This window comes from Streptomyces sp. NPDC048434 (assembly GCF_043200375.1).
GTDB lineage: Bacteria > Actinomycetota > Actinomycetes > Streptomycetales > Streptomycetaceae > Streptomyces.
The window spans coordinates 24,853-50,799 of sequence record NZ_JBICXQ010000015.1 but is presented as its reverse complement, the minus strand read 5'-3'; the positions used below and the strand labels follow the sequence as shown (position 1 = coordinate 50,799).

Sequence of the window (25,947 nt, the reverse complement as noted above, 5' to 3'; positions counted from 1 at the left end):
CGTCAGCCCTCGACGCCCAGCTTCTCCAGGATCAGCTCGCGCACGCGGGCCGCGTCGGCCTGGCCGCGGGTGGCTTTCATGACCGCGCCGACCAGGGCGCCGGCCGCGGCCACCTTGCCACCACGGATCTTGTCGGCGATGGCGGCGTTGGCGGCGATCGCCTCGTCGACGGCGGTGCCCAGGGCGCCCTCGTCGGAGACGACCTTCAGACCGCGCTTCTCGACGACCGTGTCGGGGTCACCCTCGCCGGCCAGCACGCCCTCGATGGTCTGGCGGGCCAGCTTGTCGTTGAGGGAGCCGTCGGCGACCAGCGCGGTGACCCGGGCGACCTGCTCGGGGGTGATCGGCAGGGCGGCCAGGTCCACGCCGTCCTCGTTGGCGCGGCGGGCCAGCTCGCCCATCCACCACTTACGGGCCGAGACGGAGTCCGCACCGGCGTCGACGGTGGCGGTGATCAGATCGACCGCGCCCGCGTTGAGGATCGACTGCATGTCGTGCTCGGAGATGCCCCACTCCTCGCGCAGCCGGTTGCGGCGGAGCCGCGGCAGCTCGGGGAGCGTGGCCCGCAGTTCCTCGACCCACTCGCGGGAGGGGGCCACCGGCACCAGGTCCGGCTCGGGGAAGTAGCGGTAGTCCTCGGCGTTGTCCTTGATGCGGCCGGCCGTGGTGGAGCCGTCCTCCTCGTGGAAGTGCCGGGTCTCCTGGACGATCGTGCCGCCCGAGGACAGCACCGCGGCGTGGCGCTGGATCTCGAAGCGCGCCGCGCGCTCCACGGAGCGCAGGGAGTTGACGTTCTTGGTCTCCGAGCGGGTACCCAACTTCTCGGTGCCCTGGGGGCGCAGCGACAGGTTCACGTCGCAGCGCATCTGGCCCTGTTCCATCCGGGCCTCGGAGACGCCCAGCGCCTTGATGAGCTCACGCAGCTCGGCGACGTACGCCTTGGCGACCTCGGGGGCCCGCTCGCCCGCGCCCTCGATGGGCTTGGTGACGATCTCGATGAGCGGGATGCCGGCGCGGTTGTAGTCCAGGAGGGAGTGCCGGGCGCCGTGGATACGGCCGGTGGCGCCACCGATGTGGGTGGACTTGCCGGTGTCCTCCTCCATGTGGGCGCGCTCGATGTGGACCCGGAAGATCTCCCCGTCCTCCAGCTGTACGTCGAGGTAGCCGTCGAAGGCGATCGGCTCGTCGTACTGGGAGGTCTGGAAGTTCTTGGGCATGTCCGGATAGAAGTAGTTCTTCCGGGCGAAGCGGCACCACTCGGCGATGGAGCAGTTCAGCGCCAGGCCGATCTTGATCGCGGACTCGACGCCGATCGCGTTGACGACGGGCAGCGAGCCGGGCAGGCCCAGGCAGGTGGGGCAGGTCTGCGCGTTGGCGTCGGCGCCCAGGGTGGTGGAACACCCGCAGAACATCTTGGTCTTGGTGCCGAGCTCGACATGGACCTCCAGGCCCATGACGGGGTCGTACGTCGCGAGGGCGTCCTCGTACGACACCAGGTCAGTGACAGTCACGGTGAAACTTTCCCTCTCAGCCCAGCAGGACGTCGTCGTCGCCCAGGCGCTTCAGTTCGCGGTAGAGGATCGCCAGGCCGGTGACGATCGCCGCGGCCGAAACGGCGGCGTCGATCAGGCGGAGCGTGTCGTTCTCCTGACGGGCCAGCTTGGCCTGCTTCGCGACGCTGAGGGCGCCGAACGCGGTGCTGCCGATCGACAGATACAGGCCGCCCTTGGACTTCTTGAAGTTCTTGGCCTTCTTGGTCATGGCGCTCACAGTGCAGGTGCCTCCTCAAGCAGCGGGTGACCCCACTTGGCGGTGAACGCGGTCTCGACCGCGGCACCGACCTTGTAGAGCCGGTCGTCGGCCATGGCAGGAGCGATGATCTGCAGGCCCACCGGCATCCCGTCCTCGGGCGCCAGGCCGCAGGGCAGCGACATCGCCGCGTTGCCTGCCAGGTTGGTGGGGATCGTGCACAGGTCGGCGAGGTACATCGCCATCGGGTCGTCGGCGCGCTCGCCGATCGGGAAGGCGGTGGTCGGCGTGGTCGGCGAAACGATCACATCGACCTGTTCGAAGGCCTTCTCGAAGTCGCGGGTGATCAGCGTCCGCACCTTCTGGGCGGAGCCGTAGTACGCGTCGTAGTAGCCGGAGCTGAGCGCGTACGTGCCGAGGATGATGCGGCGCTTGACCTCGTCGCCGAAGCCGGCCTCACGGGTCAGCGCGGTGACGTCCTCGGCGGACTTCGTGCCGTCGTCGCCGACCCGCAGGCCGTAGCGCATGGCGTCGAAGCGGGCCAGGTTGGAGGAGCACTCCGAGGGCGCGATCAGGTAGTACGCGGACAGCCCCAGGTCGAAGGACGGGCAGTCCAGCTCGACGATCTCCGCGCCCAGCTCCTTCAGCAGCACGACGGACTCGTCGAAGCGCTGGATGACACCGGCCTGGTAGCCCTCGCCGCGGAACTGCTTGACGACACCGACGCGCATGCCCTCGACGCTGCCGTTGCGGGCCGCCTCGACGACCGGCGGGACCGGCGCGTCGATGGAGGTGGAGTCCAGCGGGTCGTGGCCGGCGATGGCCTCGTGCAGCAGGGCCGCGTCCAGGACCGTACGGGCGCAGGGGCCGCCCTGGTCCAGGGAGCTGGAGAAGGCCACCATGCCGTAGCGGGAGACGCCGCCGTAGGTGGGCTTGACGCCGACCGTGCCGGTGACGGACGCGGGCTGGCGGATGGAGCCGCCGGTGTCCGTGCCGATGGCGAGCGGGGCCTCGTAGGAGGCGAGGGCGGCGCTGGAGCCGCCGCCGGAGCCGCCAGGGATCTTGGTCAGGTCCCAGGGGTTTCCGGTCGGGCCGTAGGCGCTGTTCTCGGTGGAGGACCCCATGGCGAACTCGTCCATGTTGGTCTTGCCGAGGATGACGACGTCGGCGGCCTTGAGCTTCTTGGTCACCGTCGCGTCGTACGGCGGGATCCAGCCTTCGAGGATCTTCGAGCCGACGGTGGTGGGAATGCCCTCCGTCGTGAAGATGTCCTTGAGCGCGAGCGGGACGCCGGCCAGCGGGCCGAGCTTCTCGCCGCGGGCGCGCTTCTCGTCCACGGCACGGGCCTGGGCGAGTGCGCCCTCGCGGTCGACGTGCAGGAAGGCGTGCACCTTCTCGTCGACGGCCTCGATGCGCGCCAGGTGGGCCTCGGTCACCTCGACGGCGGTGAGCTCGCCGGAGGCGACCTTCGCCGCGATCTCGGCGGCGGTGAGCTTGATCAGGTCTGCCATGTCGGTCACTCCTCCCCCAGGATCTGCGGCACCTTGAAACGCTGCTGCTCCTGGGCCGGGGCGCCGCAGAGCGCCTGCTCGGGGGTCAGCGACGGACGGACCTCGTCCGGCCGCATGACGTTGGTCAGGGGCAGCGGGTGGGAGGTCGGCGGTACGTCTTGGTCGGCGACCTCGGAGACGCGGGCGACCGCGCCGATGATGTCGTCGAGCTGTCCGGCGAAGTGGTCGAGCTCTTCGGCCTTCAGCTCCAGACGTGCCAGCCGGGCGAGGTGGGCGACCTCCTCGCGCGTGATGCCAGGCATGCAGCGATCCTCTGGTGTTCTGGGCGGAGTGTTCCGGGCGGAGAGTCCAGGCGGAGTCTTCTCGGCGAATGCTCCGGTGAACTTTTCCGGCCCAATCCTATGGCGTACGTAAGAGCTGCCGCGAAACCGTTTCGCCGGGGGCGGCCGTGATCGTCGGGCGCGGAGCATTTCCAAGATCCACCGGAGGCGTCACCGCCCTACGGATCCTCCGTCCCGGACGGCTCATCTGCCTCCTCCCTCTCCTCCGCCTCGCCTGCCTCCTCGGCCTCCTCGGACGGGACGAGCTCGCCGGACGGGACGGGCTCGCCGGACGTGTCGGGGGCGGCGCTGTCGTCGGACGGGTCGCTGGCGCCGGACGGGTCACTCTCGCCGGACACGTCGGAAGCGTCGCTGCCGCCGGACACGTCGGAGGCGTCGCTGCCGCCGGTCGCGTCACTGTCGCCGGTCGCGTTGCTGTCGCCGGTCGCGTCGCTGTTCTCGGTCGGCCCGTGATCACCGGGCCGGTTCACTGCTGAGGGCGTCTGCGCGAGTTCTTCGGAGCGGGGACACGGGACGGCCGGAGGCCGGGTCAGTTCAAGACCTGTCCCGAAGGGCGCTCGGCGGCCTTCTCCGCCGCCAGGGCGGCCGTCTCCGATTCGCGCTGCCAGCCGCGCTCGCCGCGGGCTCTCAGCCATGCCGTGGTTTCGTCCGGTGGCATCGCGGCGGCCACCAGCCAGCCCTGTACGGCATCACAGCCGAGGTCGCGCAGCCGCTCCCAGGTCTCGTCGTCCTCGACGCCCTCGGCGACGACCAGCAGGCCCAGGGAGTGGGCGAGGTCGAGGGTGCAGCGGACGATCTCCGCATCCTCGTTGTCGACGGCCAGCCGGGCCACGAAGGAGCGGTCGATCTTCAGCTCGCTCACCGGGAGCCGCCGCAGATGGACGAGGGAGGAGTAGCCGGTGCCGAAGTCGTCGAGCGACATCTTCACCCCGTGCGCGGTGAGCCCGGCGAGGGTGTCGGCGGCCCGCTGCGGATCCTCCAGGAGGACGTGCTCGGTTATCTCCAGTTGGAGGGAGCCCGGTGGGACGCGATGCCGGGCGAGCCGCGCGGCGACCGCTCCGGCGAAGCCCGGGGAGTGCACATCGCGCGGGGAGACATTGACGGCGACCGGCACCTCCAGTCCCATCGCGCGCCAGCGCGCCACCTGGGCGAGCGCCGTTTCGAGGACGTACTCCGTCAGCCGTGGCATCAGCCCGGAGGACTCAGCGATGGCGATGAATTCGTCCGGTGGCACCCGGCCGCGGTCCGGATGCACCCAGCGGACCAGCGCCTCCAGCCCGGCGACATGGCCGTCGAAGCCGACCTTGGGCTGGTAGTGCAGCTCGACGTCGCCGGCGTCCAGGGCGCGGCGCAGATCGCCCAACAGGCCGAGGCGGTCAGGGGTGTTGCCGTCGCGCTTGGCCTCGTAGAGCTCGACGCCGCTGCGGTCCCGCTTGGCCTGGTACATGGCCACATCGGCGCGGCGCAGCAGCCCTTCGGCGTCGAGGGCGTGGTCGGGGAAGACGGCGACCCCCGCGCTGGCTTCGAGCACGAGGGTCAGTCCGTCGAGGTCCAGCGGGGAGCCGAGGGCGGCGACGAGGGTGCGGGCCACCCGCTGGGAGCTGGTGAGGGAGTCGGTGGTGGGCAGCAGGACGGCGAACTCGTCGCCGCCGAGCCGGGCCGCCTCGGCGCCGCGCGGGAGGGCGTGCCGCAGGCGGTCGGCGATCTGCAGCAGCAGGCGGTCGCCGGCGAGGTGGCCGAGGGTGTCGTTGACGGAGCGGAAGCGGTCCAGGTCGATGAGGACCAGCGCCGCCCGGGAGCCGACGCGCTCGGCGTCGTCCAGCGCGGTCCAGGTGCGCTCCAGCAGCCATTGGCGGTTGGGCAGGCCGGTGAGCGGGTCGCGCAGCTGCTCCTCGGCGCGGGCGCGGGCTATCCACAGGGTGGAGTCCAGCGCGATCAGCGGGACCGCGAACAGCGGCAGCAGCAGGGGGGCGTGGAGGGCGCAGACGGCGATCAGCGGGGAGATGCCGAGCAGTGCGATGCCGACGAGTGCCTGGCGCAGTACGGCCGTTCGGGGGATGGCGGGCAGCTGGCCGGTGCGCGGGGCGAGGCTGATCCACAGGAGGCCGCGGCTGACGAAGAGGTAGCCGGCGGCGGTCACGACGACTTCGGGGAGGACTGCGAGGTTCCAGGCCGGCGGGGCCCAGGGTTGGCGGACGCTGGAGATCACGCCGAACGCGGCGAGGCCGAGCGCCGCGGCGCCGATGCCGAGGATGTCCACGGCACCGTGCACCACGGCCTGTCGCCAGCGGTGCCGCCGGGCGGCGCCGACGAGAACGACGACGGAGAGGCTGACGAGGGTGGCGGGCACCCAGCCGTACAACAGCAGGACGGCCAGGGCCAGGGCGGCGCCGGAGCCCGTGCCGCCCCACCAGCGGTCCCGGCCGAGGGCGACCAGATGGCCGACGATGATGCCGGTGAGGACCGCCAGCGACCAGCCTATGGAGCCGCCGGGGAACAGTGCGTCACCTTCGCCGAGGGTCACGATGACGCCCGTGGCGAGCGCGAGGCCCGCCACGAGGACGATGGTTCCGGGCAGCGCGGGCACGACGAGCCGCCGGAGCCGCGACGCCGGAGCGGCGCTGTCGGTCGGTTTCATTCCGATCCCTCTCACAGCCGGCTGTGCCCGCGCCACGGCAGGCGCACTCCTCAACAGTAGGCCGAGGAAGGCCGCTACGGGCAGCGATCGGCGACGGTTGCCCGAATGCGACCCGGCGTCGCGGATCAATCTGGTATGCGCCGATGGGGTGACACCTCACTCCTCCTCAGGCGGAGTGACAGCTACCGCTCGCGCTGCGTCAGGACCCTGCTCCAGCAGCACCGCGAAGCCATCATCGTCCAGCACGGGGACCTTCAACTGCATGGCCTTGTCGTACTTCGAACCCGGGTTGTCACCCACCACTACGAATCCGGTCTTCTTCGAAACGGAACCGGTCACCTTCGCTCCGAGGTTCTGGAGGGCCTCTTTCGCGCCATCTCTGGTGTGTGACTGAAGTGTGCCCGTTACGACGACGGTGACGCCTTCGAGGGGACGCGGGCCCTCATCACCCGTTTGCTCCTCCTCCATTCGGACGCCGGCGGCCCGCCAGCTCTCGATGATCTGCTGGTGCCAGTCCACGGCGAACCACTGCTTCAACGAGGCGGCGATCGTGGCTCCCACGCCGTCGACGGCGGCCAGCTCCGTCTCGTCCGCGTCGCGGATGCGGTCGATCGAACGGAACTCCCGCGCCAGTGCCTCGGCCGCCACCGGACCCACATGCCGGATCGACAGACCCGTGATGATCCGGGCCAGCGGGCGCTGCTTGGCCGCCTGGATGTTCTCCAGCATGGCCAGGGCGTTCTTCTTCGGCTCGCCCTTCTGGTTGGCGAAGAAGGTGACGACCTTCTCCTCGCCGGTCTTCGGGTCGCGCTTGGGCAGACCGGAGTCGGGGTCGAGGACATACGACTTGATGGGCAGCAGTTGCTCGATGGAGAGGCCGAAAAGATCGCCCTCGTCCTTCAGCGGCGGCTCCGCGGGCTCCAGCGGCTGGCTGAGCGCCGTCGCGGCGACATAGCCGAAGTTCTCGATGTCCAGGCATTTGCGGCCGGCCAGGTAGAACAGCCGCTCACGGATCTGGGCGGGGCAGGCGCGGGCGTTGGGGCACCGCAGGTCGATATCGCCTTCCTTGGCGGGCTGCAGCGCCGTCCCGCACTCGGGGCACTCGGCCGGCATCACGAACTCCCGCTCGCTGCCGTCCCGCAGATCGACGACCGGGCCCAGGATCTCCGGAATGACATCGCCGGCCTTGCGGATCACGACGGTGTCCCCGATGAACACGCCCTTGGCCTTGACCACGTCCTGGTTGTGCAGGGTGGCGAACTCCACCTCGGACCCGGCCACCGTCACCGGCTCGACCACGGCATACGGCGTGACCCGCCCCGTACGGCCGACGCCGACGCGGATGTCGACGAGCTTGGTGTTGACCTCTTCCGGCGGGTACTTCCAGGCGATCGCCCAGCGCGGCGCCCGCGAGGTCGAGCCCAGCCGTCCCTGGAGCCGGATCTCGTCCAGCTTGACCACCACGCCGTCGATCTCGTGCTCGACGGCCGTACGGCGGGTGTCGGCGTCGCCGTAATGGGCGATGAACGCGCGCACCGCCTCCAGGGAGTCGACGACCTGGTTGTGCGTGGCCGTCGGCAGGCCCCACTCCTTGAGCAGGTCGTAGCCCTCCGACTGGCGGTCGATCTCCAGGCCTTCGCGGGCGCCGATGCCATGGACGACCATGTGCAGCGGGCGGCCGGCCGTAATCTTGGGGTCCTTCTGGCGCAGTGAACCGGCCGCGGCGTTACGGGGGTTGGCGAACGGTGGCTTGCCCTCGGCCACCAGCCGCTCGTTGAGCTCCAGGAACTTCTCCATCGGGAAGTAGACCTCCCCGCGCACCTCGACCAGATCCGGGATCCGGTCGCCCTTGAGACGGTGCGGGATCTCGGCGATCGTACGGACGTTGGGCGTGATGTCCTCGCCCGTACGGCCGTCGCCGCGGGTGGCGGCGCGGGTCAGCCGGCCCTGCTCGTAGGTGAGGTTGACGGCGAGGCCGTCGACCTTCAGCTCGCACAGGAAGTGATACCCCGCGCTCTTGGGGTCGCCGCCCAGCTCACCGGCGATCCGCTCGGCCCAGGCCGCCAACTCCTCGTTGTCGAAGGCGTTGTCGAGCGAGAGCATCCGTTCGCGGTGCTCGACCTCGGTGAACTCCGTGGCATACGCCCCGGCGACCTTCTGGGTCGGGGAATCGGGGGTGCGCAGCTCGGGGTGCTCGTCCTCCAGGGCCTCCAGGGAGCGCAGCAGCCTGTCGAACTCCGCGTCGCTGACGACCGGGGCATCCTTCACGTAATACCGGAAGCGATGCTCCTCGATCTGCTCAGCGAGCTGCGCGTGCTTCTCCCGCGCCGCTGCGGGCACCTCGGATTCCGCTGCGTGCTGTTCGCCAGCCACCGTTTTGTCCTCCCGTGGTCCTTGAGTGTGGTCACTCAGGGTTGTCTGCGAGTGATCTCGCGGCCCGGACGCAGTGGGTGAGTGCCGAGCGGGCATAAGCGGGCGAAGCGCCCGCGAGTCCGCACGAGGGAGTGAGGACCACGGACTCGCTGAGAGTCCCTGGTGTCAGCCCCAGCCTGCGCCACAGCGTCCTGACACCCATGACGCTACCGGCAGGGTCTGACAATCGGCTGTCCACGCCCGGCACCACGCCTGCGAACAGCGTCGTACCGCTCTCGACGGCCTCCCCGATCGCTTCCTCCTCACGCTCGGTGAGCAGGGAGAAATCGAACGAGATGCCCGTGACACCGGCCCGCCGCAGCAGCCCGAACGGCACCTCGGGCGCGCACGAGTGGACGACCACGGGGCCGTCCTCCGCCACCGCGGCAAGATCGCGCAGCGCGCCCTCGACGACCGACCGGTCCACGGCCCGGTGGGTGCGGTAGCCGCTGGCGCTCTTCACCCGTCCCTGGAGCACCGCCGTCAGCGACGGCTCGTCGAGCTGCAGCACGACCCGGGCGCCCGGCATCCGCCGCCGTACGTCCGCGAGATGGCCGCGCAGCCCCTCCGCCAGGGACGCCGCGAGATCCCGGCAGGCGCCGGGGTCGCTGAGGGCCGCCTCCCCGTTCCGCAGCTCCAGAGCGGTGGCCAGCATCCACGGTCCGACCGCGGAGACCTTCAGTGGCCCCTCATAGCCCTGGGCGAACTCCTCCAGGGCGTCGAGATCCTCCCCGAGCCAGGAGTGGGCGCGCCGGGTGTCGCGCCCCGGCCGGTCGCTGATCCGCCAGCCACTGGGCTCCACATGGCCGTAGACCTCGACGAGCATCCCGAGGGTCCGCCCGATCATGTCGGCGCCCGGCCCCCGGGCCGGGAGCTCCGGCAGATACGGGAAGGTCTCCAGCGATCCGGTGACGGTCTTCGCCGCCTCGCGCGCATCACCGCCCGGCATCGAGCCGATCCCGGTCGCCGCGCCCGCGGCCCACTTCTGCCTGCTGTTCTCGCTCACCCAGGCAGGGTATGCGGCGGTGCGGCGGGCGGGGTGCGCCAGGTCTGCGGAGCACCCGGACATACCCGTGCGGGGGCGCTGGCGCCTCAGGTATACGGGCAAACCGGTCCGTCACGCGGTGGCCCGCCCCGCCCGGATGCGTACGGCGGTCACGCTCCAGTACGTAGACCCGGCACACCAGGCGGGGTAGGCCCGTCACGCCGGGCCGTGTACACCCCTCACCCCCGGGTGCGTATGCCCAGCCGGCCGACCACCGACGCGAGGGCCAGCGCGCCCGCCGTCAGCACGAAGGCGTAGGTGGCGCCCCGGTAGCCGCCGCCCGCCCCCGTCAGCACCGCGCCCATGCCCGCGATGCCGACCAGGGAGCCGATCTGGCGGTTGGCGTTGAGGGTCGCGCTGCCGATATCGGCGTGCTCGCCGCCCGCGGCCGCCATCAGCACACCGGTCATCGCCGGGGCGCTGACCCCGCTGCCGAGATGGGTGACCGCGAACACCACCGCGAGCACCCAGTACGGCAGACCGGGCGAGAGGATCAGGAACAGCAGGACATAGCCCGCGGCGGAGAGCGCCAGCGAGCCGGTGAGCGCGGCCCGGTTGCCGATCCGCGGCCCGATCCGGGCATAGAGGATATTGCCGAACGGGAGGACCAGCACGGCCGGCAGCATCTGCAGCCCCGCCGTCACCGGGCTCGCGCCGCGCGCGGTCTGCAGGAAGAGCCCGAGGACGAACAGCACTCCGTAGAAGGCGAAGTTGAAGAGGAAGCCGACCACATTGGCCGCGGTGAAGCTGTGGTCCGCGAAGAGCGCTACCGGCAGGACCGGGGTGCGGGCGGCCCGCTCGCGGACGAGGAATCCGGCCGCCGCGAGCACCGCGACCGCGCACGCCGCCAGGACCAGCGGTGCGGACCAGCCCTTGTCGGGCCCTTCGATGAGCGCGTAGCTCAGCGACCCGAGGGCGAGCAGGCCCAGGACATGGCCGCTGCCGCCGAGCGCCGTGCCGCGGGCCGGGACGGCCGCGATGACCCGCCGGGTGAGCAGCAACCCCGCGACACCGATGGGGAGGTTGACCAGGAAAATGCTGCGCCAGCCAAGGGTGCCGACCAGGAGGCCGCCGAGGGTCGGCGCCAGCCCGACCGAGGTGGAGACGATCGCCGACCAGATGCCGAGGGTCTTCGCCCGGCGGGCCGGCTCCGGGAAGGCGTGCATCAGCAGCGACAGCGAGCTGGGCATGAAGAGCGCCGCGCCCGCTCCCTGGGTGAAGCGGGCGGCCACCAGGACGGCGCCGTTCGGTGCGACGGCGCCCAGCAGGGAGGCGCCGGTGAACACGGCGAGCCCGATGAGGTAGATCCGGCGGGCGCCGAACCGCTTCGCCAGCGAGCCGGCGAGCAGCAGCAGCGCGGCGAAGGCGAGGACATAGCCGTCGACGACCCAGGTGAGGCCGGACATGCTCAGTCCGAGCCGGGCCCGCAGGTCGTTGGCGGCGACATTCATGATGCCGGTGTCGAGGCTCGCCATCACGAACCCGAGGGCCAGGACGAGGAGTTGGACGCCGCTGCGGGCGTGCAACCGGGGAGCCGGAAGGCCGTCACCGGCCTTCGCCGGGCTCACCGTCCCGCCCGGCGCCGTTTTCTCAGTGATCATGCATTTAGTTAAAGCTGTATCTATCTAGCGGCGCAATGATGACAGCTATAGCTTTACCGAACGCATACGAAGCCACATACGAACGAGGCCCCGGGAAGTCCCGGGGCCTCGGTGCGGCAGTACGGCGACGGGGTCAGTCGCCCCGCCCCAGCGCCTTCAGCAGGTCATCGCGCAACGCGGCCCGCTCCTCGTGCGAGAGGTGATCGAGCGGCGAGGCGGTCCCCATCCGCCGCAGCAGATCGAGCCGCAACTCCCGCCCCGCATCGGTGAGTACGAGCTGCTTGGCCCGCCCGTCCAAGGGGTGCGGCCGGCGCACGACCATGCCCTGCTTCTCCAGCTTGGAGATGACATAGGTGACATTCGGCGGCTCACAGCACAGCACCCCGGCCAGCTCCCGCGCGGTCTTCGGCTCGCCGAGCTCCTCCAGCGCCTTGGCCTGCGTCGGCGTCAGACCGAGCTCGCCGATCCGGCTGCGCTGGTGGGCGTCCAGCCGGCGGCTCAACTCCGTCACGAGCCCCCGGATCTCCCGGAACCCGCACCCCGCCGCCGCGGTCGACTTCGCTTCAGTGGTCACTCATGCAGCGTACGTCGCCGCGGCGGAAAGCCCTCCGGGGCGGCCGCCCGGATTCCGGAGCGGGTGGTGCAGCCCCCGCACGCTCTCACCGACCGGGCCGCACCGATACGTCGTTGATCTCGGCATCCCGTGGCAGATCGATGGCCGTGATGATGGCCGTCGCGACCGACTCCGGGTCGATCCAGCGGGACGGGTCGTACTCCTTGCCCTCCTGGCGGTGGGTGCTCTCCTGCATCGGCGTGGCCGTACGCCCCGGGTAGACCGAGGTGACCCGGACGCCGTTCTCGTGTTCCTCGGCCCGCAGCGAGTCGGCCAGCGCCTTCAAGCCGTGCTTGCTCGCCGCGTACGCGCCCCACTGGGCGTTCGCGTTCAGCCCGGCGCCGGAGTTGATGAAGACGACGTGCCCCTGGGCGACCCGCACCAGCGGCAGCAGCAGCCGGGTGATCTCGGCGGGGGCGACCAGGTTGGCGGCGAGCTGCCGCTGCCAGGCCTTGGTCGGCAGATCGCCGACCGCGCCCAGCTCGATGACGCCCGCGCTGTGCATCAGGGAGTCGATACGGTCCGGCAGCGGCTGCTGCCCGAAGGCCCACGACAGCTTCTCGGGGTTGGCGAGATCACCCACGAGCGTGCGGGCACCGGGGAACTGCGCGGCCAGCTCCTTGGCCCGGACCGCGTTGCGCGCCAGCAGCCACAGCTCCTCCCCGCGCTCCGCGAGCCGCCGTGCGACCGCCGCTCCAATGCCCGACCCTGCGCCCGTGATCAAGTGCGTACCCATGGGGCGATCCTAACGAGCGGGCGAGGGGACGCGGGGCCCGGCGGCTCAGGCCTGGATGCCCGCCTTCTCCTCCAGGTAGGCCAGCGCACCGACGCCGTCGGCCGCGAAGAAGACCAGGTCGGTGAGCGGAATCGGCAGGAACCCCTCCGACTCCATCCGCTGGAACTGCTCCTGCAACCCGTCGTAGAAACCGGCGGTGTTCAGCAGCACCACCGGCTTGGTGTGCATCCCGTGCTTGCGCAGCTCCAGGATCTCGGTGGCCTCGTCCAGCGTGCCCGTGCCGCCGACCATCACGACGATGGCGTCCGCGCGGGCGAGCATCTGTGCCTTGCGCTCGGCGAGGTCCTTGGTGACGACCATCTCATCGACGCCCTCGCGCGCCTTGTGCGCCAGGAACTCCACGGAGACGCCGATCAGCTTCCCGCCGGCCTCCTCCACCCCGTCGGCCATGACCTTCATCAGGCCGGTGTCCGAGCCGCCCCAGACCAGCGCATGCCCGCCCTTGCCGATCAGCTCGGCGAACCGGCGGGCGGGCACGACGTAACGGTCGTCGAGGTCGGCGGCGGAGCAGAAGACGCAGATGTTCATGCGGTCACCTTACGAGCCGGGCGGCGGGCGGTGCCCGTACGGGAGAAGCCACGCACCGGGGCCGTGCCCGTACGGGACGAGCCGGGCGGCAGGGCAGGTCCGTACGGGAGAAACCGGACGGCGGGGTGCCCCCTAAGGGACCGCCCCGCCGCCCGCGCCCTCCGCTAGATCAGCCCCTGGTCCAGCATCGCTTCGGCGACCCGCTCGAAGCCGGCGATATTGGCGCCCGCGACATAGTCGCCGGGCAGCCCGAACCGTTCGGCGGTCTCGTAGCAGCGGTGGTGGATCCCGCGCATGATCGCCGCGAGCTCACCCTCCGTACGCTCGAAGGACCATGCCTCGCGCGAGGCGTTCTGCCGCATCTCCAGCGCGCTGGTCGCCACACCGCCCGCGTTGGCGGCCTTACCGGGGCCGAAGGCCACCCCGGCCTCCTTGAGCAGCGTCACCGCCGCCGGGGTGGTCGGCATGTTGGCCCCCTCGGAGACCGCCTTGACGCCGTTGCGGACCAGGATCCGGGCGGCGTCCGCGTCCAGCTCGTTCTGGGTCGCCGACGGCAGCGCCACATCGCACGCGACATCCCACACCCGCCCACCCGGCACATACCTGGCCGACACCCCGCGCCGCTCGGCGTACTCGCTGATCCGGCCGCGCTCGACCTCCTTGATCTGCCGCAGCAGCGTCAGATCGATGCCCTTCTCGTCCACGACATAGCCACCGGAGTCCGAGCAGGTCAGCACGTTGGCGCCGAGCGCCTGCGCCTTCTCGATGGTGTAGATCGCGACATTGCCGGACCCGGAGACCACCACCTGCTGCCCGTCCAGCTCCTCGCCGCGCTTCTTGAGCATCTCCTCGGTGAACAGCACATTGCCGTAACCGGTGGCCTCCGTGCGGGCCTTGGAGCCGCCCCAGGCCAGCCCCTTGCCGGTGAGCACACTGGCCTCCCAGCGGTTGGTGATCCGCCGGTACTGGCCGAAGAGATAGCCGATCTCCCGGCCGCCCACGCCGATGTCGCCGGCCGGTACGTCCGTGTGCTCGCCGAGATGACGGTGCAGCTCCGTCATGAAGGACTGGCAGAAGCGCATCACTTCGGCGTCCGACCTACCGTGCGGATCGAAGTCGCTGCCGCCCTTGCCGCCGCCGATGTTCAGCCCGGTCAGGGAATTCTTGAAGATCTGCTCGAAGCCGAGGAACTTCACGATCCCCAGATTCACGGACGAGTGGAAGCGCAGACCGCCCTTGTACGGGCCGAGCGCGCTGTTGAATTCCACCCGGAATCCCCGGTTGACGTGAATCGCCCCGGCATCGTCCTGCCAGGGGACCCGGAACATGACCTGCCGTTCCGGTTCGCAGATCCGCTCCAGGATCTTCGCCTCGGCGAACTCGGGGCGGGCGCTCAGCACGGGGGCCAGCGTCTCCAGCACCTCAAGAGCCGCCTGGTGGAATTCGGGCTCCCCAGGATTCCGCCGGACCAGCTCGGCGTACAGGGAGGCCGGCCCGGCCGGATGAATGCCGGGATTGACCTCAGATTGAACAGTCGACATGACTTCCGTTCCCTTCGTGGCCGCGGAGAGGCCGTCTGTGGTCCGGACCCTGACGAGCCCTCACAAGCTCAACAACTCCTCGTGAGTCCTTATCGTCACCACTCCACGACCCGGCAACCTTTGACGTCCTGTCGCGTTGCCGACTTTATGGGCGGCACCCCGCCGATCGACTGTGGGATGCGCGACACGTCGTTCCCTTACGCAATCCCGCCAACCCCCTGACGCCCCCGGCGCGCCTCTCCCCCACCCCATGTCCGCAGGTCAGCGCGTCGGCAGCGCCCGTCTGGCGCGGCTCCCCGCATCGCGCACACCCCTTTCCGGCGGGCGCTGTGCAACACCTCACAGTTGACCGGCGGACACCTTTCCCGCACCTCATGAGCCCCGCGCGCACCGCCCGCCCCCTCCGCGGATGCCGCCCCCATGCCGATGCCCGTCATAACCGTCACGAGCCCCTTTTTCCCAAGTCGCCGTGCGTGGCCCCCACACACCGGGCCCGCGGCGCCCGGTTCTCCGGCCAGGCACCCGAGGCCTGTGTCGCCGCTTCTGCTCCCGCCGGTCCCGGCCGGCCCCAGATGACCGGCCGGGACCAGCCCACCCCCGTGGCGGCTGGTCCCGGCCGGCCCGTCCCTGGGGACGCCTCGGCCCCTGGCCCCGTCAGCTTCCCGTCACGGTCGGCACGGCAGCGGTCGCCCCCGCCCCCGCCTCACCGGAGTGATGGTCGCCGACGCGCTCCACCTCGGCTCCCACCATCTTCACCATCGGCTCGGCGCAGCCACCCCCCGCCACGACCATCGCCACCAGGATCGCGGCCACCATCAGCACCGGCCCCAGCCAGACCATCGTGTGCACCGGAACGGTGTAGGCGCCGATCACCCGCGCCACGCACTCGACCAGCAGCACGGTCCCCCATATCAGCGAGAACCTCCGCTCGGCTCGTCGGAACGGTGCGGACCCGGCCGCCAGCCGGTCCCAGGCGGCACTCCTCGCCGCGTTCCCCTTCGTCACGAACGGCTTGAGGCCGGCGGTCATCAGGGGCTTCCCCATGAACACGGAGACGATCATCGAGATGCCGATGACACTGCTCACCCCGCTGTCCTTGGCAAGCATCAGCCGCGGATCGCCGGTCATCGCGCTCATGGCCAGACCCACGACGTTGACGACGAGGATCAGCAGCGCAAGGCCGTTGACACCCGTGCCCCGCACCAGGCTCCAGACCGTACGCAACGCCGGCACCACACTGCTCCAGCCCAGCGCCGCGACATCGCTCAGCCCGAACGCGTTGCTCAGGAGGTAGTACGACGCCAGCGGAACCCCCGCGTCCAGGACCAGCGGCAGCAGGCTCTGCGCCAGCGGACGAGGGCTCTTGCCGTCCGCGGTCACCTCGCTCCGCGTCCGGCGCTGACTTCGGCTCTCGCTCTCGCTCCGGTTCACGGCGGTCCCCCCAAGTTGCTCTCTGCAGGACGGCTGTCCTCGACGCCTTCAGCTTCGGGCACGGCCGCGCGGCGCAACAGTTTCGCCTGTCCTCGGTTCCCCATGACATTTGTCAGTTGCGGGCGGCCCGCAGCGCATCACCCAGCGCTTCGGCCGGGCGCCGCGCGAGCGCGTACGGCGGCATCGAGCAGCCCGACAGACACCGGCCGGAAGCCCCCTGACCGCACGCGGGCCCCGGCCGCCCCTCCCGTCGAGGCCCGCGCGCACCCCCTTCCCGGGCGGTTGAGATCCTCGAGTGACCCAACCGGCAGACTGCACCGAGGACTTCCCGTGAAAACCCCGCCCCGGATCATCGTCCTGTCTCTGGCCGCGCTCACGGTCGTTGCCGTCGGCGCCGGCCTGATCGCCGCCAACGACGGCACCGACCCGCGAGAGGGCTACCACCAGGGCAAGGACGGCGTACTGACCATCGAGGCCCGCCACCGGCCGCAGGCCCCCGACTTCACCGGCAGCGACCTGGACGGCAAACCCCTCAGCCTGTCCGCCTACAAGGGCAGGACGATCCTGGTCAACGGCTGGGCATCGTGGTGCGGACCCTGCCGCGCGGAAACCCCCCTCCTGGTCAAGACCCACAAGAAGCTGCGGGCGCGCGGGGTCGTCATCGTCGGCCTGGACCAGGACAACTCGGCCGCCAACGGCCGCGCTTTCGCCGGTGAGTTCCACATGAACTACCCCAGCCTCCTGGACTCCGACGGCAAGCAGGCCCTCAAGCTCCCCAACGGCGTCCTGAACACCCAGGGCCTCCCGCTCACCTTCGCCATCGACCCGCACGGGAAGGTCGCCGCCTCCTCCTCCGGCCAGCTCGACGAAACCAAGATCGACGCATTGGTGAAGGCCGCTCAGGACGGTACGGCCGCCTCCACCCGCCCCTCCTGATGCCCTCTCGGGGGCTGCACAGCTCCTCCTTCACCACGTCCCGGAGGGCAACGCACCATCGGACAGCGTCCACTTGGACATCACACCCGCCCCCAAGGAACCAAGGCCACTCACCATGCCCCCGTCCACCCGACGCCTCCGACGCACCCCCGTCCTCCTCAGCGCTGCCGCCGTCACCGTCGCCGCCGCCTCCCTGATTGCCTACGAGAGCGTCACCTCACCCGCCTTCGGCCTCGAAGCCGCACCTCGCGCCGGATCCGCCGCGTGCACCCGCCTCACCGCCGCCTACCCCGACGAGGTCGCCGGCGCCGACCGCACTCCCGCCGACGTGAAGGGCGCCGCCGTATGGGGAGACGGCGCGGTCATCGTCCGCTGCGGCCTGGCCACGCCGCTGCCCACCAACGACCCCTGCGCACAGGTCGACGGCGTGGACTGGGTCTGGCGCGCCCCCCAGGACGACGACGGCCGCAAACTCCTGATCACCTACGGCCGCGCCCCGGCCGTCGAAGTACGCATCGACACCCGCCGCGCGGCCCCTGACGCGGTCCTGGTCGACCTGAGCCGCCTCGTCAAGCCCATCCGCCAGAGCCACAGGTGCATCAGCACAAGCGACGTTCCGGCGCCGTCACCCCCCGGTTCAACTCCCGGTCCCACCAGGTCAGTACCGCGTCAGGGGCCGCGCGGCTGATGGAGATCGAGGCGCCGTCGACGGCGTGCGCGGATGTGGTCGTCGAGCACGGTCGACGGCGATGGCGTGCGCGGGCGTGTCTGGAGGGCCGGGACGAGCCGATCGAGTATCCGGCGATGACCCTGGCGGAGATGTTCGGCGAGGGCCGCCATCTGACGCTTGCCGAGAACGGGGGCATCCACCGCGCTCTGTGACTCCGGCCGTCCAGCGCACTCCGCGCCCCTGGTCGTCCGGCGCGCTCCGTGGCCCCGGTCGTCCGGCGCGCTCTGCGACGCCGGCCGCCCACGCGCTCTCTGACTCCGGCGTCACATTCGTCGATGTCACATCTCGCCGAGCTGTCCCGTCCAAGGGGTTAACCAGCAACAACGACACAGGAGTGCACCATGAATGCTCGGTTGAACCTCATGGCCAGCCCGGTCGCCGCCAAGGCCATGAAGCACCTCATCTCGGCGGGCAAGGCGCTCGCGGACTCGACGCTGCCGTTCGCGACGCAGGAACTGGTGAAGCTCCGCGCCAGCCAGATCAACGGCTGTGCCGGCTGCATCGACATGCACACCAAGGACGCCGCCGCCGCCGGGGAGACCTCGGTGCGCCTCAACCTGGTCGCGGCCTGGCGGGAGGCCACGGTGTTCACCGATGCCGAGCGCGCCGCTCTGGAGCTGGCGGAGCAGGGCACCCGCATCGCCGACGCGGCCGGTGGCGTCACGGACGAGGCCTGGGCGAATGCCGCCAAGCACTACGACGAGGATCAGCTCGCCGCCCTGGTGTGCGCCATCGCCCTGATCAACGCCTTCAACCGCGGGAACGTCATCCTCCAGCAGCCGGCCGGCGACTACCAGGTCGGCCAGTTCGACTGACGAGGAGTGGTCGGCCGGGGCCGCAAGGCGGGCGGCCTGCCGCCTCGGCCGCCTCGCCTCAGCCCGTGGGACCGCTGGTCGGCCGGGACTCAGCGGACAGGCCCTGGGCACCCGCCCGCACCCGCCGCTCCGTGGTGGCAATGGTCGCCGAGCCGACCACCCGGCTGCCGTCGTAGAGGACGATCGCCTGGCCGGGGGCGACGCCGCGGACCGGTTCCGTGAACGAGACCCGCAGTTCGGTGCCGTCCACCAGCTCCGCCGTGACCTCGGTCTCGCCGCCGTGGGCGCGGAGCTGGGCGGTGTACGTGGCGGCGCCGGCCGTCGGGGGGCGGCCGCACCAGCGGGGGCGGATGGCGGTCAGGGCCGTGACGTCGAGGGAGTCGACGGGGCCGACCGTGACGGTGTTGTCGACCGGAGAGATGTCGAGGACGTAGCGCGGCTTGCCGTCGGAGGCCGGGTGGCCGATGCGCAGGCCCTTGCGCTGGCCGATCGTGAAGCCGTAGGCGCCCTCATGGGAGCCCAGGACGGCGCCGGACTCGTCGACGATGTCGCCCGGGGCCGTGCCGAGGCGCTTGGCGAGGAAGCCCTGGGTGTCGCCGTCGGCGATGAAGCAGATGTCGTGGCTGTCCGGCTTCTTGGCGACGAACAGGCCGCGGCGGGCGGCCTCTTCGCGGATCTCCGGCTTGGTGGTGAGGGTGTCGCCGAGCGGGAACATGGCGTGCGCCAGCTGGCGGTCGTCGAGGACGCCGAGGACGTACGACTGGTCCTTGGCCATGTCGGAGGCGCGGTGCAGCTCGCGGGTGCCGTCCTCGCGCAGGACGACCGTGGCGTAGTGGCCGGTGCAGACGGCGTCGAAGCCCAGGGCCAGGGCCTTGTCCAGGAGCGCGGCGAACTTGATCTTCTCGTTGCAGCGCAGGCAGGGGTTCGGGGTGCGCCCGGCCTCGTACTCCGCGATGAAGTCGTCGACGACGTCCTCACGGAAGCGTTCGGCGAGGTCCCAGACGTAGAAGGGGATGCCGATGACGTCGGCGGCGCGGCGGGCGTCGTGGGAGTCCTCGATCGTGCAGCAGCCGCGGGCGCCGGTGCGGAACGACTTCGGGTTCTCGGAGAGCGCGAGATGCACGCCGGTCACGTCATGGCCGGCCTCGGCGGCGCGGGCGGCGGCAACGGCGGAGTCGACGCCGCCGGACATGGCGGCGAGTACGCGGAGGCGGCGGGGAGCGTCATCAGTCATAGCCAGTCCAGAGTAGACGGAACCGCCGACAGGGCCGAAAGCGTTATGCAGCGCATGGGGAAAAGGGACGGGGAAAGCGGCGGGGAGCAGCGCGAAGGCGGGAAGGCCGGGCCCGGCATCACCCGGCGGCGGGCGTTGTGGATCGGGGGCGGCGGAGCGGTGGCCGCCGGGGCCGCGGCGCTCGCGGCGGGGGGTGAGCTGGCGCACTGGTGGTGGCTGCTGCCGGGGAACGAGAAGCCGCGTACGCCGGGCGCGGTGGACTTCCGGGGCGCGCAGTGGGGCGCGGCGTCCCCGGAGAACTACCGGCGGGCGGACCGGCCGGCGGATTACGAGATCGACCGGGTGGTCATCCATGTCGTCCAGGGCAGCTTTGCGACGGCGCTGGATGTCTTCCAGAACCCGTTTCACGAGGCCGCCGCCCATTACGTGGTCCGCAAGGACGGGCATATCGCACAGTCGGTCCGCGAGCTGGACGTGGCGTTCCATGCGGGAAACCGCGGCTACAACGAGCGGAGCGTCGGGATCGAGCACGAGGGCTACGTGGACCGGCCGGAGTCGTTCACGGATGCCATGTACGCGTCGTCGGCACGGCTGACGGCCGGGATATGCCGGCGGTACGGCTTCCCGGCCGACCGGGAGCACCTCGTGGGGCATGTGGAGGTGCCGGGGACGGATCACACCGATCCGGGGCCGCACTGGAACTGGGACCGCTATCTGCGGCTCGTACGGGCCGAGCTGCACAAGCCCGTACGGGCGGGGGAAAGCCCGCCCGTACGGAAGACCTGAGGCACACGGCGGGCGCGCGGTCCCGCGCCGGCCCACCGGACACGCCCTATCGACGTCAAAAAGCTTGGAATGATCTTGGCTCCTCGCCGGAGGCGGAGGGTAGCCAGTCGCCGGACTGCGGGCGGTGGACGCGCGGGCGTACCCGAGGCGTACGTGACCGGCCGGTTCGGTGCCGGCAGGGTCGGGGCAGAACGGACGCAGCTCATGCGGCCTTGGAGCGGTCTGCGAGGCAATGGAGATCGGCGGCAGCATCCAGCCATTCAGGCAGAAGAAGCGGGAATGGAAGCACGGCGGCAAGATCGGAGTGCGCCCCGGCGGCTCCATCCGGCTCCCGTCAGCGCGCCCTCTTCGCCACACCCACCGTTCGCTTTTAGATACGCAGGTCGAAACGATTTTCCGTCCTTGCACGCAGCCCGCTCGCCCAATGTTCCATTTTTGACGAACCTCCTGAGCCGCTTTACAGCTCTCCGGTCACTTTAGAACTTTACATATGATCCCATTTTCTCCAGCGACCTTGCTACGGCATCCACCTATGCACGTAGCTATTGCGTACACCCGCTTCCTTGTTCCGGCTCCCGATGAGCCTGGACAGGACGGCTGGAAACCGGCCTCCGGTTCCCAGCCGGCCAGGAGGGGCGGTCGTGACACCTGTACGTGAGGAGAAGTCATGAAGAAGGCTTACGAGGCGCCGACACTGGTCCGGCTCGGGACGTTCCGGAAGAAGACCGGCCTCTTGCAGAGCTCCGGCAACGACCGTCTCATCCTGAGCAAGAACTGACGAGCGACGGTTCCTGACCCGACGTCATGACTGAACTGCACGAGAGTGCGGGGACGGGCCCCGGCGACGCGCACTTCACGGTCTTCACCGACCGGGAGGACGCGGCCGCCGTGACCCGCTCCTTCGCCCGCCCCGGAACGCGAATCCTGCGGCACGCCTCGGGCCGGCCCTGGCTGGTGGGGCAGTGGCGCGATGAGGAGATCGTCACCGTACGCGCCGGCCACACGGCCCTCGCCGTCATCGGCTGCTGCCCGATCGACGCCGTAGAGCTCGAGCGCCAAGCCGGGCGGCTACGTGATCTCGCCGAACTCGACGCACTTGCCCGCTCCCTTCCAGGGAGCTTTCATCTCGTCGCCGCGCTCGGCGGGCGGCTCAGGGTGCAGGGCACCGCCTCCGGGCTCCGGCTGGTCTTCCATGCCCCCGTTGACGGAACACAGGTGGCTGCCAGCCGCGCCGACGTACTCGCCGCCGCGCTAGGCACCGACCCGGACGTAGAGCAACTGGCCATCCGGCTGCTGTGGCCGGTTCCCCATCCACTCGCCGAGGCGCCCATGTGGCGAGGCATCACCGCCGTCTCCCCCCAGGACGCGCTGATCGTCTTGCCGGACGGCCGGACCGTACGCCACTCGCGCTGGTGGACACCGCCGGAACCGGTACGCACGCTCGCCGAAGGCGCCCCTCTCGTCCGCGAAGCCCTGGCCACGGCGGTCGAGACTCGCACCCGGCAGGGTGGCGTGGTCAGCTGCGACCTGTCAGGCGGCCTGGATTCCACCTCCATCTGTTTCCTGGCGGACCGCTCACCGGCCCGGGTAGTGGCCAGCACCTGGCCGGGGCGCGACCCCGCCGACACCGATCTGTACTGGGCAGAACAGGCCGCCCGGTCGATGCCGGACATCGACCATGTGGTCTGGGACGCCGACGCCTCGCCGCTCGTCTACACCGGCCTGCTCGGCATCGATGACCTGCTGGACGAACCGACCATCGGCGTCATGGACCGATCAAGGGTCCTGCACCACCTGCCCGGCCTGGCGGAGCGGGGCAGCCGGTTGCACCTGACCGGCATCGGCGGCGACCACGTGGCCTGGTGCTCGGAGGCGTACTACCACCAACTGCTCCGCACCCGCCCGCTGTTCGCGCTGCGCCGGCTGCGCGGCTTCAGGGCCCTGTGGCAGTGGCCGCTGGGCGGCGCGGCACGCGCGCTGGCCGACTCGCGACCGTACGGGAAGTGGCTGGCCGACTCCAGCGGCCGCCTGCGAGACCCACTACCCGCCACCGTCAGCACCAGCCTCGGCTGGGGCATGCCCCCTCGCCTCTTCGACTGGGTCACCCCCGACGCCGAACGGATGGCCCAACGTGCGCTGCGCGAGGCCGCCGCGACTGCCGTACCGCTGCACCCGGACCGCGGCCTGCACACCGACCTCGAACAGATCCTTTCCTGCACCCGCATCATCCGCCAGTGGGACCGGATGGCGGCCCGGGCCGGCGTGCCGATGGCATCGCCGTTCCTCGACGACCGCGTCATCGAGGCATGCCTCGCCGTGCGCCCGAGCGAGCGCGTCACGCCCTGGCAGTACAAACCCCTCCTGACCGCCGCCATGGGCGGGATCGTGCCTGATGCGTGCCTGCGGCGCACCAACAAGGCCGCCGCTTCCATGGACGCATCCAACGGACTGCGCGAACACCGCGCCGATCTGCTGGCGCTCTGGGAGGGCTCCCGGCTGGAACAGCTCGGCCTGGTCGATGGCGCAGCCCTGCGCCGACTCGCCCAGCGGCCGGCCACACCCGAGCTGCGCGACGCGGTCCTCTACTCGACCATCGCCGCCGAAGTGTGGCTGCGCGGTCTCCACCGAACTACCGGGCCCAAGGCTCCCGCCTCCTCATGACCACCGTTCCCCAGCAGAAAGGCACACCATGGCATTGAAGTTCGGCGCCAATGTCTCCACTGCCGAGACGGACTACGGCACGGTCCTCCTGGACGAACGCGCCGGGGACTATTGGGAGTTGAATCCGACCGGCACCCTGGTGGTCAACACGCTGATGGCGGGCGGTGACGAAGCCGCCGCGGTCACCGCGCTCGCCGACGAGTTCGACATCGACCTCGTCCAGGCGAAGCAGGACGTCGACGCCCTCGTACAGCAGCTGCGGGCCTCGGGGCTGGCCGAATGACGACCCCCAGCGCCCTGGAGCGGCCCACCGGCGTGCCATTCGCCCGGCGCCTGGCCGCCCGTCTCGTCCTGCCCCCCGCCCTCGCGCTCTCGCTCCTGCCGCCCCGCCGGATCCGCGCCGTGCTCCACCTCGCATGTCGCGGAGCCACGCCGGCCATCGCCGCACAGGCAAAGAACGCACGGGACGCGATGTGCGCGGTGAGCCTGCGCTGCGCAGGCCCGAAAGGCTGCCTGCCCCGGTCTCTGGGAGCCGCGCTGCTGTGCCGCCTGGGAGGAAGCTGGCCGACCTGGTGCACCGGAGTGCGCGTGGTGCCGCCGTTCACGGCGCACGCCTGGATCGAGGCGGACGGCCGCCCTGTTCACGAGGGCGTACCCGACGACTACTTCACCCGGCTCATCACGGTCGCCGTCGCGAGCCGATCAGGCCGATGACCGACACCGTCGTGGATCAGGCACAGCCGGCGGCCAAGGGCGACCGCTCCACCCGGGCCGCGGTCGCCACCATGTACCGGCTCACCACCGGCCACCGGGCCTCCATCACCGTCGCCACCGTGCTCACCCTCGTCGGCTCCGCGCTCGGGCTTGCCCAGCCGCTCGCCGCCAAGCATGTCGTGGACGCGAGCGGGCGCGGACAGATGCTGTGGCCTCTGTTGCTGCTCCTCGCCGGGCTGTTCGTCACCGAAGCGGCGACCTGCGCAGTAGGCCGCTTCGTTCTGGAGCGCATGGGCGAAAGCATCGTACGAGGGCTGCGCCACAGCCTGGTCGGGCGGCTGCTCCGGCTGGAGATGCGGGAGTACGACCGGCACCGCAGCGGCGACCTGATCTCCCGGGTCACCGCGGACACCACCCTGCTCAGAGAAGTCGTCTCCCAGGCACTGGTCGATCTGGTGACGGGTGCCCTCGTCGCGGCGGGGGCGATCGTCCTGATGCTGTGGATCGACCCGCTGCTGCTGCTCCTGGTCGCGGCCACCGTAGCTACCGCCGCCGTGATCGTCGCCTCGCTTCTCAAGGGCATCCGGGCTGCCTCCGAACGTATGCAGACCTCCGTCGGCGCGATCGCCGCCGACCTCGAACGGGCGCTCGGCGCCCTGCCGATGGTCCGGGTTCACCGAGCCGAGGACCGTGAAGCGGGCCGCATCGGAGAACGTGTCGAATCGGCGTACCGCGCCGGCGTACGGACCGCGAAACTCGCCTCCATGATGAGCCCCGCGGTCGAACTCGCAGTACAGGGCTCCTTCCTGATCGTCCTGGTCATCGGCGGCCTGCGGGTCAACGGCCACGCCAACTCCCTCGGCGACCTGGTCGCCTTCCTGCTGTACGCCTCCTGCCTGGTCCTTCCGCTGTCCTCGGTCTTCCGGGCGGTCGGCCTGATCCAGCGTGGCATGGGGGCGTACCAGCGAATCGAGCAGGCGCTGTCCCTGCCGGCGGAGCCCTCCCAGGAGACGCCGGCTGTCCGCGCATGCACGCGCGAGGCGGCCCGGCAGACCGTCTCGTACCAGGAGCCCGCTCTCGCCCTGCGGGGCCTCAGCTTCGGCTACGACCCGGACCGGCCGGTGCTGCGCAGCGTCTCCTTCACTGTCCCCTACCGGCAGCAGACGGCCTTGGTCGGCCTGTCGGGTGCCGGAAAGAGCACGATCTTCGCCCTGGTGGCCAGATTCTACGAGCCGGACTCCGGGACCCTGCTGTTCGATGGCCTGCCCACCACCGCACTGAGCCGCACCGCATGCCGCGGGCGCATCGCCGTCGTCGACCAGAACACCCACGTCGTCCACGGCACCCTGTGGGACAACATCACCTACGCCACACCCGACGCCACCGAGGCCGAGGTACGACGCGTCGTCGAGCTCGCCCAGCTGGAAGGGGTCGTGCGGCGCCTGCCGGGCGGCTTGTCGGGAATGCTCGGCGAGCGCGGCGGCACCCTGTCGGCGGGAGAGCGCCAGCGCGTCGCCCTGGCCCGCGCCCTGCTCGCCCGCCCCTCGATCCTCCTGCTCGACGAGCCCACCTCCCACCTCGACACCATCAATGAGACCGCGCTCACCACGGTGATGAAGGACGTCGCCCGGGAATGCGCCCTGCTGGTCATCGCACACCGGCTCTCCACGGTCCAGCACGCCGACCAGATCGTCGTACTGGACAGCGGCCGCACCGCCGCCCGCGGACGTCACGAGGAACTGCTCACCAGCAGCCCCATCTACCGCCGGCTGGCCGCCGGACAGATGCTCCGCCCGGCCAACGCCCGGTCCTCCGCCGACGCAACCGTCCGCCCCCACCCGCGCCACCCGCTGTGAACCGGACAC

At 70.8% G+C, this 25,947-nt stretch carries 25 protein-coding genes; 10 read left to right on the top strand and 15 right to left on the bottom strand.

Annotated elements, in window-relative coordinates; all coding sequences use genetic code 11:
- Positions 1 to 2: 2 nt before the first annotated feature.
- The 14 genes from gatB to ACGFWI_RS19045 all read right to left on the bottom strand — a co-directional run bounded on the left by gatB (position 3) and on the right by ACGFWI_RS19045 (position 16,155).
- Positions 3 to 1,511 (bottom strand): Asp-tRNA(Asn)/Glu-tRNA(Gln) amidotransferase subunit GatB, encoded by a 1,509-nt coding sequence (gene gatB, locus ACGFWI_RS19110; protein WP_393907139.1) that lies wholly within the window; start codon positions 1,509 to 1,511, stop codon positions 3 to 5.
- Between the two features lie 16 nt (positions 1,512 to 1,527).
- Positions 1,528 to 1,761 (bottom strand): hypothetical protein, encoded by a 234-nt coding sequence (locus tag ACGFWI_RS19105; protein WP_030087700.1) that lies wholly within the window; start codon positions 1,759 to 1,761, stop codon positions 1,528 to 1,530.
- 5 nt (positions 1,762 to 1,766) lie between these two features.
- On the bottom strand, positions 1,767 to 3,260 hold the full coding sequence (gatA, locus tag ACGFWI_RS19100; RefSeq protein ID WP_393907138.1) for an Asp-tRNA(Asn)/Glu-tRNA(Gln) amidotransferase subunit GatA: 1,494 nt from the start codon (positions 3,258 to 3,260) through the stop codon (positions 1,767 to 1,769).
- A 5-nt stretch (positions 3,261 to 3,265) separates the two neighbouring features.
- Positions 3,266 to 3,562 carry an Asp-tRNA(Asn)/Glu-tRNA(Gln) amidotransferase subunit GatC gene (gene gatC / locus ACGFWI_RS19095; RefSeq protein ID WP_393907137.1) on the bottom strand — a complete coding sequence of 99 codons (297 nt, stop codon included), beginning with the start codon at positions 3,560 to 3,562 and terminating at the stop codon, positions 3,266 to 3,268.
- 197 nt (positions 3,563 to 3,759) lie between these two features.
- Positions 3,760 to 4,071, bottom strand: coding sequence for a hypothetical protein (locus ACGFWI_RS19090; RefSeq protein WP_393907136.1), 312 nt, complete (start codon positions 4,069 to 4,071; stop codon positions 3,760 to 3,762).
- Between the two features lie 59 nt (positions 4,072 to 4,130).
- Positions 4,131 to 6,239: a putative bifunctional diguanylate cyclase/phosphodiesterase gene (locus ACGFWI_RS19085; protein WP_393907135.1), complete on the bottom strand. Its 2,109-nt coding sequence runs from the start codon at positions 6,237 to 6,239 to the stop codon at positions 4,131 to 4,133.
- A 156-nt stretch (positions 6,240 to 6,395) separates the two neighbouring features.
- Positions 6,396 to 8,612: an NAD-dependent DNA ligase LigA gene (gene ligA, locus ACGFWI_RS19080; RefSeq protein WP_393907134.1), complete on the bottom strand. Its 2,217-nt coding sequence runs from the start codon at positions 8,610 to 8,612 to the stop codon at positions 6,396 to 6,398.
- A 31-nt stretch (positions 8,613 to 8,643) separates the two neighbouring features.
- The gene (locus tag ACGFWI_RS19075; RefSeq protein ID WP_393907254.1) at positions 8,644 to 9,600 is read right to left on the bottom strand and encodes a methionine synthase; all 957 of its coding nucleotides are present in this window, start codon (positions 9,598 to 9,600) and stop codon (positions 8,644 to 8,646) included.
- Between the two features lie 275 nt (positions 9,601 to 9,875).
- Positions 9,876 to 11,297 (bottom strand): MFS transporter, encoded by a 1,422-nt coding sequence (locus ACGFWI_RS19070; protein WP_393907133.1) that lies wholly within the window; start codon positions 11,295 to 11,297, stop codon positions 9,876 to 9,878.
- Between the two features lie 133 nt (positions 11,298 to 11,430).
- Entirely contained in the window at positions 11,431 to 11,808 is a 378-nt protein-coding gene (locus ACGFWI_RS19065) for a MarR family winged helix-turn-helix transcriptional regulator (RefSeq protein ID WP_393907253.1), read from the bottom strand.
- A gap of 148 nt (positions 11,809 to 11,956) precedes the next feature.
- Positions 11,957 to 12,646, bottom strand: a complete 690-nt coding sequence (locus ACGFWI_RS19060; RefSeq protein WP_393907132.1) for an SDR family oxidoreductase — start codon at positions 12,644 to 12,646, stop codon at positions 11,957 to 11,959.
- A 45-nt stretch (positions 12,647 to 12,691) separates the two neighbouring features.
- Positions 12,692 to 13,234: a TIGR00730 family Rossman fold protein gene (locus ACGFWI_RS19055; protein ID WP_393907131.1), complete on the bottom strand. Its 543-nt coding sequence runs from the start codon at positions 13,232 to 13,234 to the stop codon at positions 12,692 to 12,694.
- Positions 13,235 to 13,398: 164 nt separating this feature from the next.
- Positions 13,399 to 14,775, bottom strand: coding sequence for an NADP-specific glutamate dehydrogenase (gene gdhA / locus ACGFWI_RS19050; protein ID WP_393907130.1), 1,377 nt, complete (start codon positions 14,773 to 14,775; stop codon positions 13,399 to 13,401).
- Positions 14,776 to 15,429: 654 nt separating this feature from the next.
- On the bottom strand, positions 15,430 to 16,155 hold the full coding sequence (locus ACGFWI_RS19045) for a VC0807 family protein (protein WP_393907252.1): 726 nt from the start codon (positions 16,153 to 16,155) through the stop codon (positions 15,430 to 15,432).
- A gap of 381 nt (positions 16,156 to 16,536) precedes the next feature.
- On the opposite strand from ACGFWI_RS19045, the gene ACGFWI_RS19040 reads away from it, so the two are divergent.
- From ACGFWI_RS19040 to ACGFWI_RS19025, 4 genes are all read left to right on the top strand, one after another.
- The gene (locus tag ACGFWI_RS19040) at positions 16,537 to 17,142 is read left to right on the top strand and encodes a TlpA family protein disulfide reductase (RefSeq protein WP_393907129.1); all 606 of its coding nucleotides are present in this window, start codon (positions 16,537 to 16,539) and stop codon (positions 17,140 to 17,142) included.
- Positions 17,143 to 17,257: 115 nt separating this feature from the next.
- Positions 17,258 to 17,830, top strand: a complete 573-nt coding sequence (locus ACGFWI_RS19035; protein WP_393907128.1) for a DUF3515 family protein — start codon at positions 17,258 to 17,260, stop codon at positions 17,828 to 17,830.
- Positions 17,830 to 18,024, top strand: a complete 195-nt coding sequence (locus ACGFWI_RS19030) for a hypothetical protein (RefSeq protein WP_393907127.1) — start codon at positions 17,830 to 17,832, stop codon at positions 18,022 to 18,024. The genes ACGFWI_RS19035 and ACGFWI_RS19030 overlap by 1 nt, the downstream gene beginning before the upstream one ends.
- A gap of 189 nt (positions 18,025 to 18,213) precedes the next feature.
- Positions 18,214 to 18,687, top strand: coding sequence for a carboxymuconolactone decarboxylase family protein (locus tag ACGFWI_RS19025; RefSeq protein WP_393907126.1), 474 nt, complete (start codon positions 18,214 to 18,216; stop codon positions 18,685 to 18,687).
- Between the two features lie 58 nt (positions 18,688 to 18,745).
- Here ACGFWI_RS19025 and mnmA read toward each other — a convergent pair whose 3' ends face one another.
- Positions 18,746 to 19,921 (bottom strand): tRNA 2-thiouridine(34) synthase MnmA, encoded by a 1,176-nt coding sequence (gene mnmA, locus ACGFWI_RS19020; protein ID WP_393907125.1) that lies wholly within the window; start codon positions 19,919 to 19,921, stop codon positions 18,746 to 18,748.
- Positions 19,922 to 19,966: 45 nt separating this feature from the next.
- Here mnmA and ACGFWI_RS19015 point away from each other — a divergent pair, with 45 nt between their 5' ends.
- From ACGFWI_RS19015 to ACGFWI_RS18990, 6 genes are all read left to right on the top strand, one after another.
- Positions 19,967 to 20,707 (top strand): N-acetylmuramoyl-L-alanine amidase, encoded by a 741-nt coding sequence (locus ACGFWI_RS19015; protein ID WP_393907124.1) that lies wholly within the window; start codon positions 19,967 to 19,969, stop codon positions 20,705 to 20,707.
- A gap of 667 nt (positions 20,708 to 21,374) precedes the next feature.
- The gene (locus tag ACGFWI_RS19010; RefSeq protein ID WP_107050258.1) at positions 21,375 to 21,485 is read left to right on the top strand and encodes a keywimysin-related RiPP; all 111 of its coding nucleotides are present in this window, start codon (positions 21,375 to 21,377) and stop codon (positions 21,483 to 21,485) included.
- A gap of 26 nt (positions 21,486 to 21,511) precedes the next feature.
- Positions 21,512 to 23,368, top strand: a complete 1,857-nt coding sequence (locus ACGFWI_RS19005) for a lasso peptide isopeptide bond-forming cyclase (RefSeq protein WP_393907123.1) — start codon at positions 21,512 to 21,514, stop codon at positions 23,366 to 23,368.
- Between the two features lie 28 nt (positions 23,369 to 23,396).
- On the top strand, positions 23,397 to 23,651 hold the full coding sequence (locus tag ACGFWI_RS19000; protein ID WP_393907122.1) for a lasso peptide biosynthesis PqqD family chaperone: 255 nt from the start codon (positions 23,397 to 23,399) through the stop codon (positions 23,649 to 23,651).
- Positions 23,648 to 24,082, top strand: a complete 435-nt coding sequence (locus ACGFWI_RS18995) for a lasso peptide biosynthesis B2 protein (RefSeq protein ID WP_393907121.1) — start codon at positions 23,648 to 23,650, stop codon at positions 24,080 to 24,082. Before ACGFWI_RS19000 ends, ACGFWI_RS18995 begins: the two co-directional genes overlap by 4 nt.
- Entirely contained in the window at positions 24,079 to 25,938 is a 1,860-nt protein-coding gene (locus ACGFWI_RS18990; protein ID WP_393907120.1) for an ABC transporter ATP-binding protein, read from the top strand. The genes ACGFWI_RS18995 and ACGFWI_RS18990 overlap by 4 nt, the downstream gene beginning before the upstream one ends.
- Positions 25,939 to 25,947: the final 9 nt, after the last annotated feature.

Coding starts and splice junctions, on each gene's coding strand:
- ACGFWI_RS19105 (WP_030087700.1), bottom strand. CDS start 1,761: ATGACCAAGAAGGCCAAGAACTTCAAGAAGTCCAAGGGCGGCCTGTAT.
- gatA (WP_393907138.1), bottom strand. CDS start 3,260: ATGGCAGACCTGATCAAGCTCACCGCCGCCGAGATCGCGGCGAAGGTC.
- gatC (WP_393907137.1), bottom strand. CDS start 3,562: ATGCCTGGCATCACGCGCGAGGAGGTCGCCCACCTCGCCCGGCTGGCA.
- ACGFWI_RS19085 (WP_393907135.1), bottom strand. CDS start 6,239: ATGAAACCGACCGACAGCGCCGCTCCGGCGTCGCGGCTCCGGCGGCTC.
- ACGFWI_RS19075 (WP_393907254.1), bottom strand. CDS start 9,600: ATGCCGGGCGGTGATGCGCGCGAGGCGGCGAAGACCGTCACCGGATCG.
- ACGFWI_RS19070 (WP_393907133.1), bottom strand. CDS start 11,297: ATGATCACTGAGAAAACGGCGCCGGGCGGGACGGTGAGCCCGGCGAAG.
- ACGFWI_RS19060 (WP_393907132.1), bottom strand. CDS start 12,646: ATGGGTACGCACTTGATCACGGGCGCAGGGTCGGGCATTGGAGCGGCG.
- ACGFWI_RS19055 (WP_393907131.1), bottom strand. CDS start 13,234: ATGAACATCTGCGTCTTCTGCTCCGCCGCCGACCTCGACGACCGTTAC.
- gdhA (WP_393907130.1), bottom strand. CDS start 14,775: ATGTCGACTGTTCAATCTGAGGTCAATCCCGGCATTCATCCGGCCGGG.
- ACGFWI_RS19035 (WP_393907128.1), top strand. CDS start 17,258: ATGCCCCCGTCCACCCGACGCCTCCGACGCACCCCCGTCCTCCTCAGC.
- ACGFWI_RS19030 (WP_393907127.1), top strand. CDS start 17,830: ATGGAGATCGAGGCGCCGTCGACGGCGTGCGCGGATGTGGTCGTCGAG.
- ACGFWI_RS19025 (WP_393907126.1), top strand. CDS start 18,214: ATGAATGCTCGGTTGAACCTCATGGCCAGCCCGGTCGCCGCCAAGGCC.
- mnmA (WP_393907125.1), bottom strand. CDS start 19,921: ATGACTGATGACGCTCCCCGCCGCCTCCGCGTACTCGCCGCCATGTCC.
- ACGFWI_RS19015 (WP_393907124.1), top strand. CDS start 19,967: ATGCAGCGCATGGGGAAAAGGGACGGGGAAAGCGGCGGGGAGCAGCGC.
- ACGFWI_RS19010 (WP_107050258.1), top strand. CDS start 21,375: ATGAAGAAGGCTTACGAGGCGCCGACACTGGTCCGGCTCGGGACGTTC.
- ACGFWI_RS19005 (WP_393907123.1), top strand. CDS start 21,512: ATGACTGAACTGCACGAGAGTGCGGGGACGGGCCCCGGCGACGCGCAC.
- ACGFWI_RS19000 (WP_393907122.1), top strand. CDS start 23,397: ATGGCATTGAAGTTCGGCGCCAATGTCTCCACTGCCGAGACGGACTAC.
- ACGFWI_RS18995 (WP_393907121.1), top strand. CDS start 23,648: ATGACGACCCCCAGCGCCCTGGAGCGGCCCACCGGCGTGCCATTCGCC.
- ACGFWI_RS18990 (WP_393907120.1), top strand. CDS start 24,079: ATGACCGACACCGTCGTGGATCAGGCACAGCCGGCGGCCAAGGGCGAC.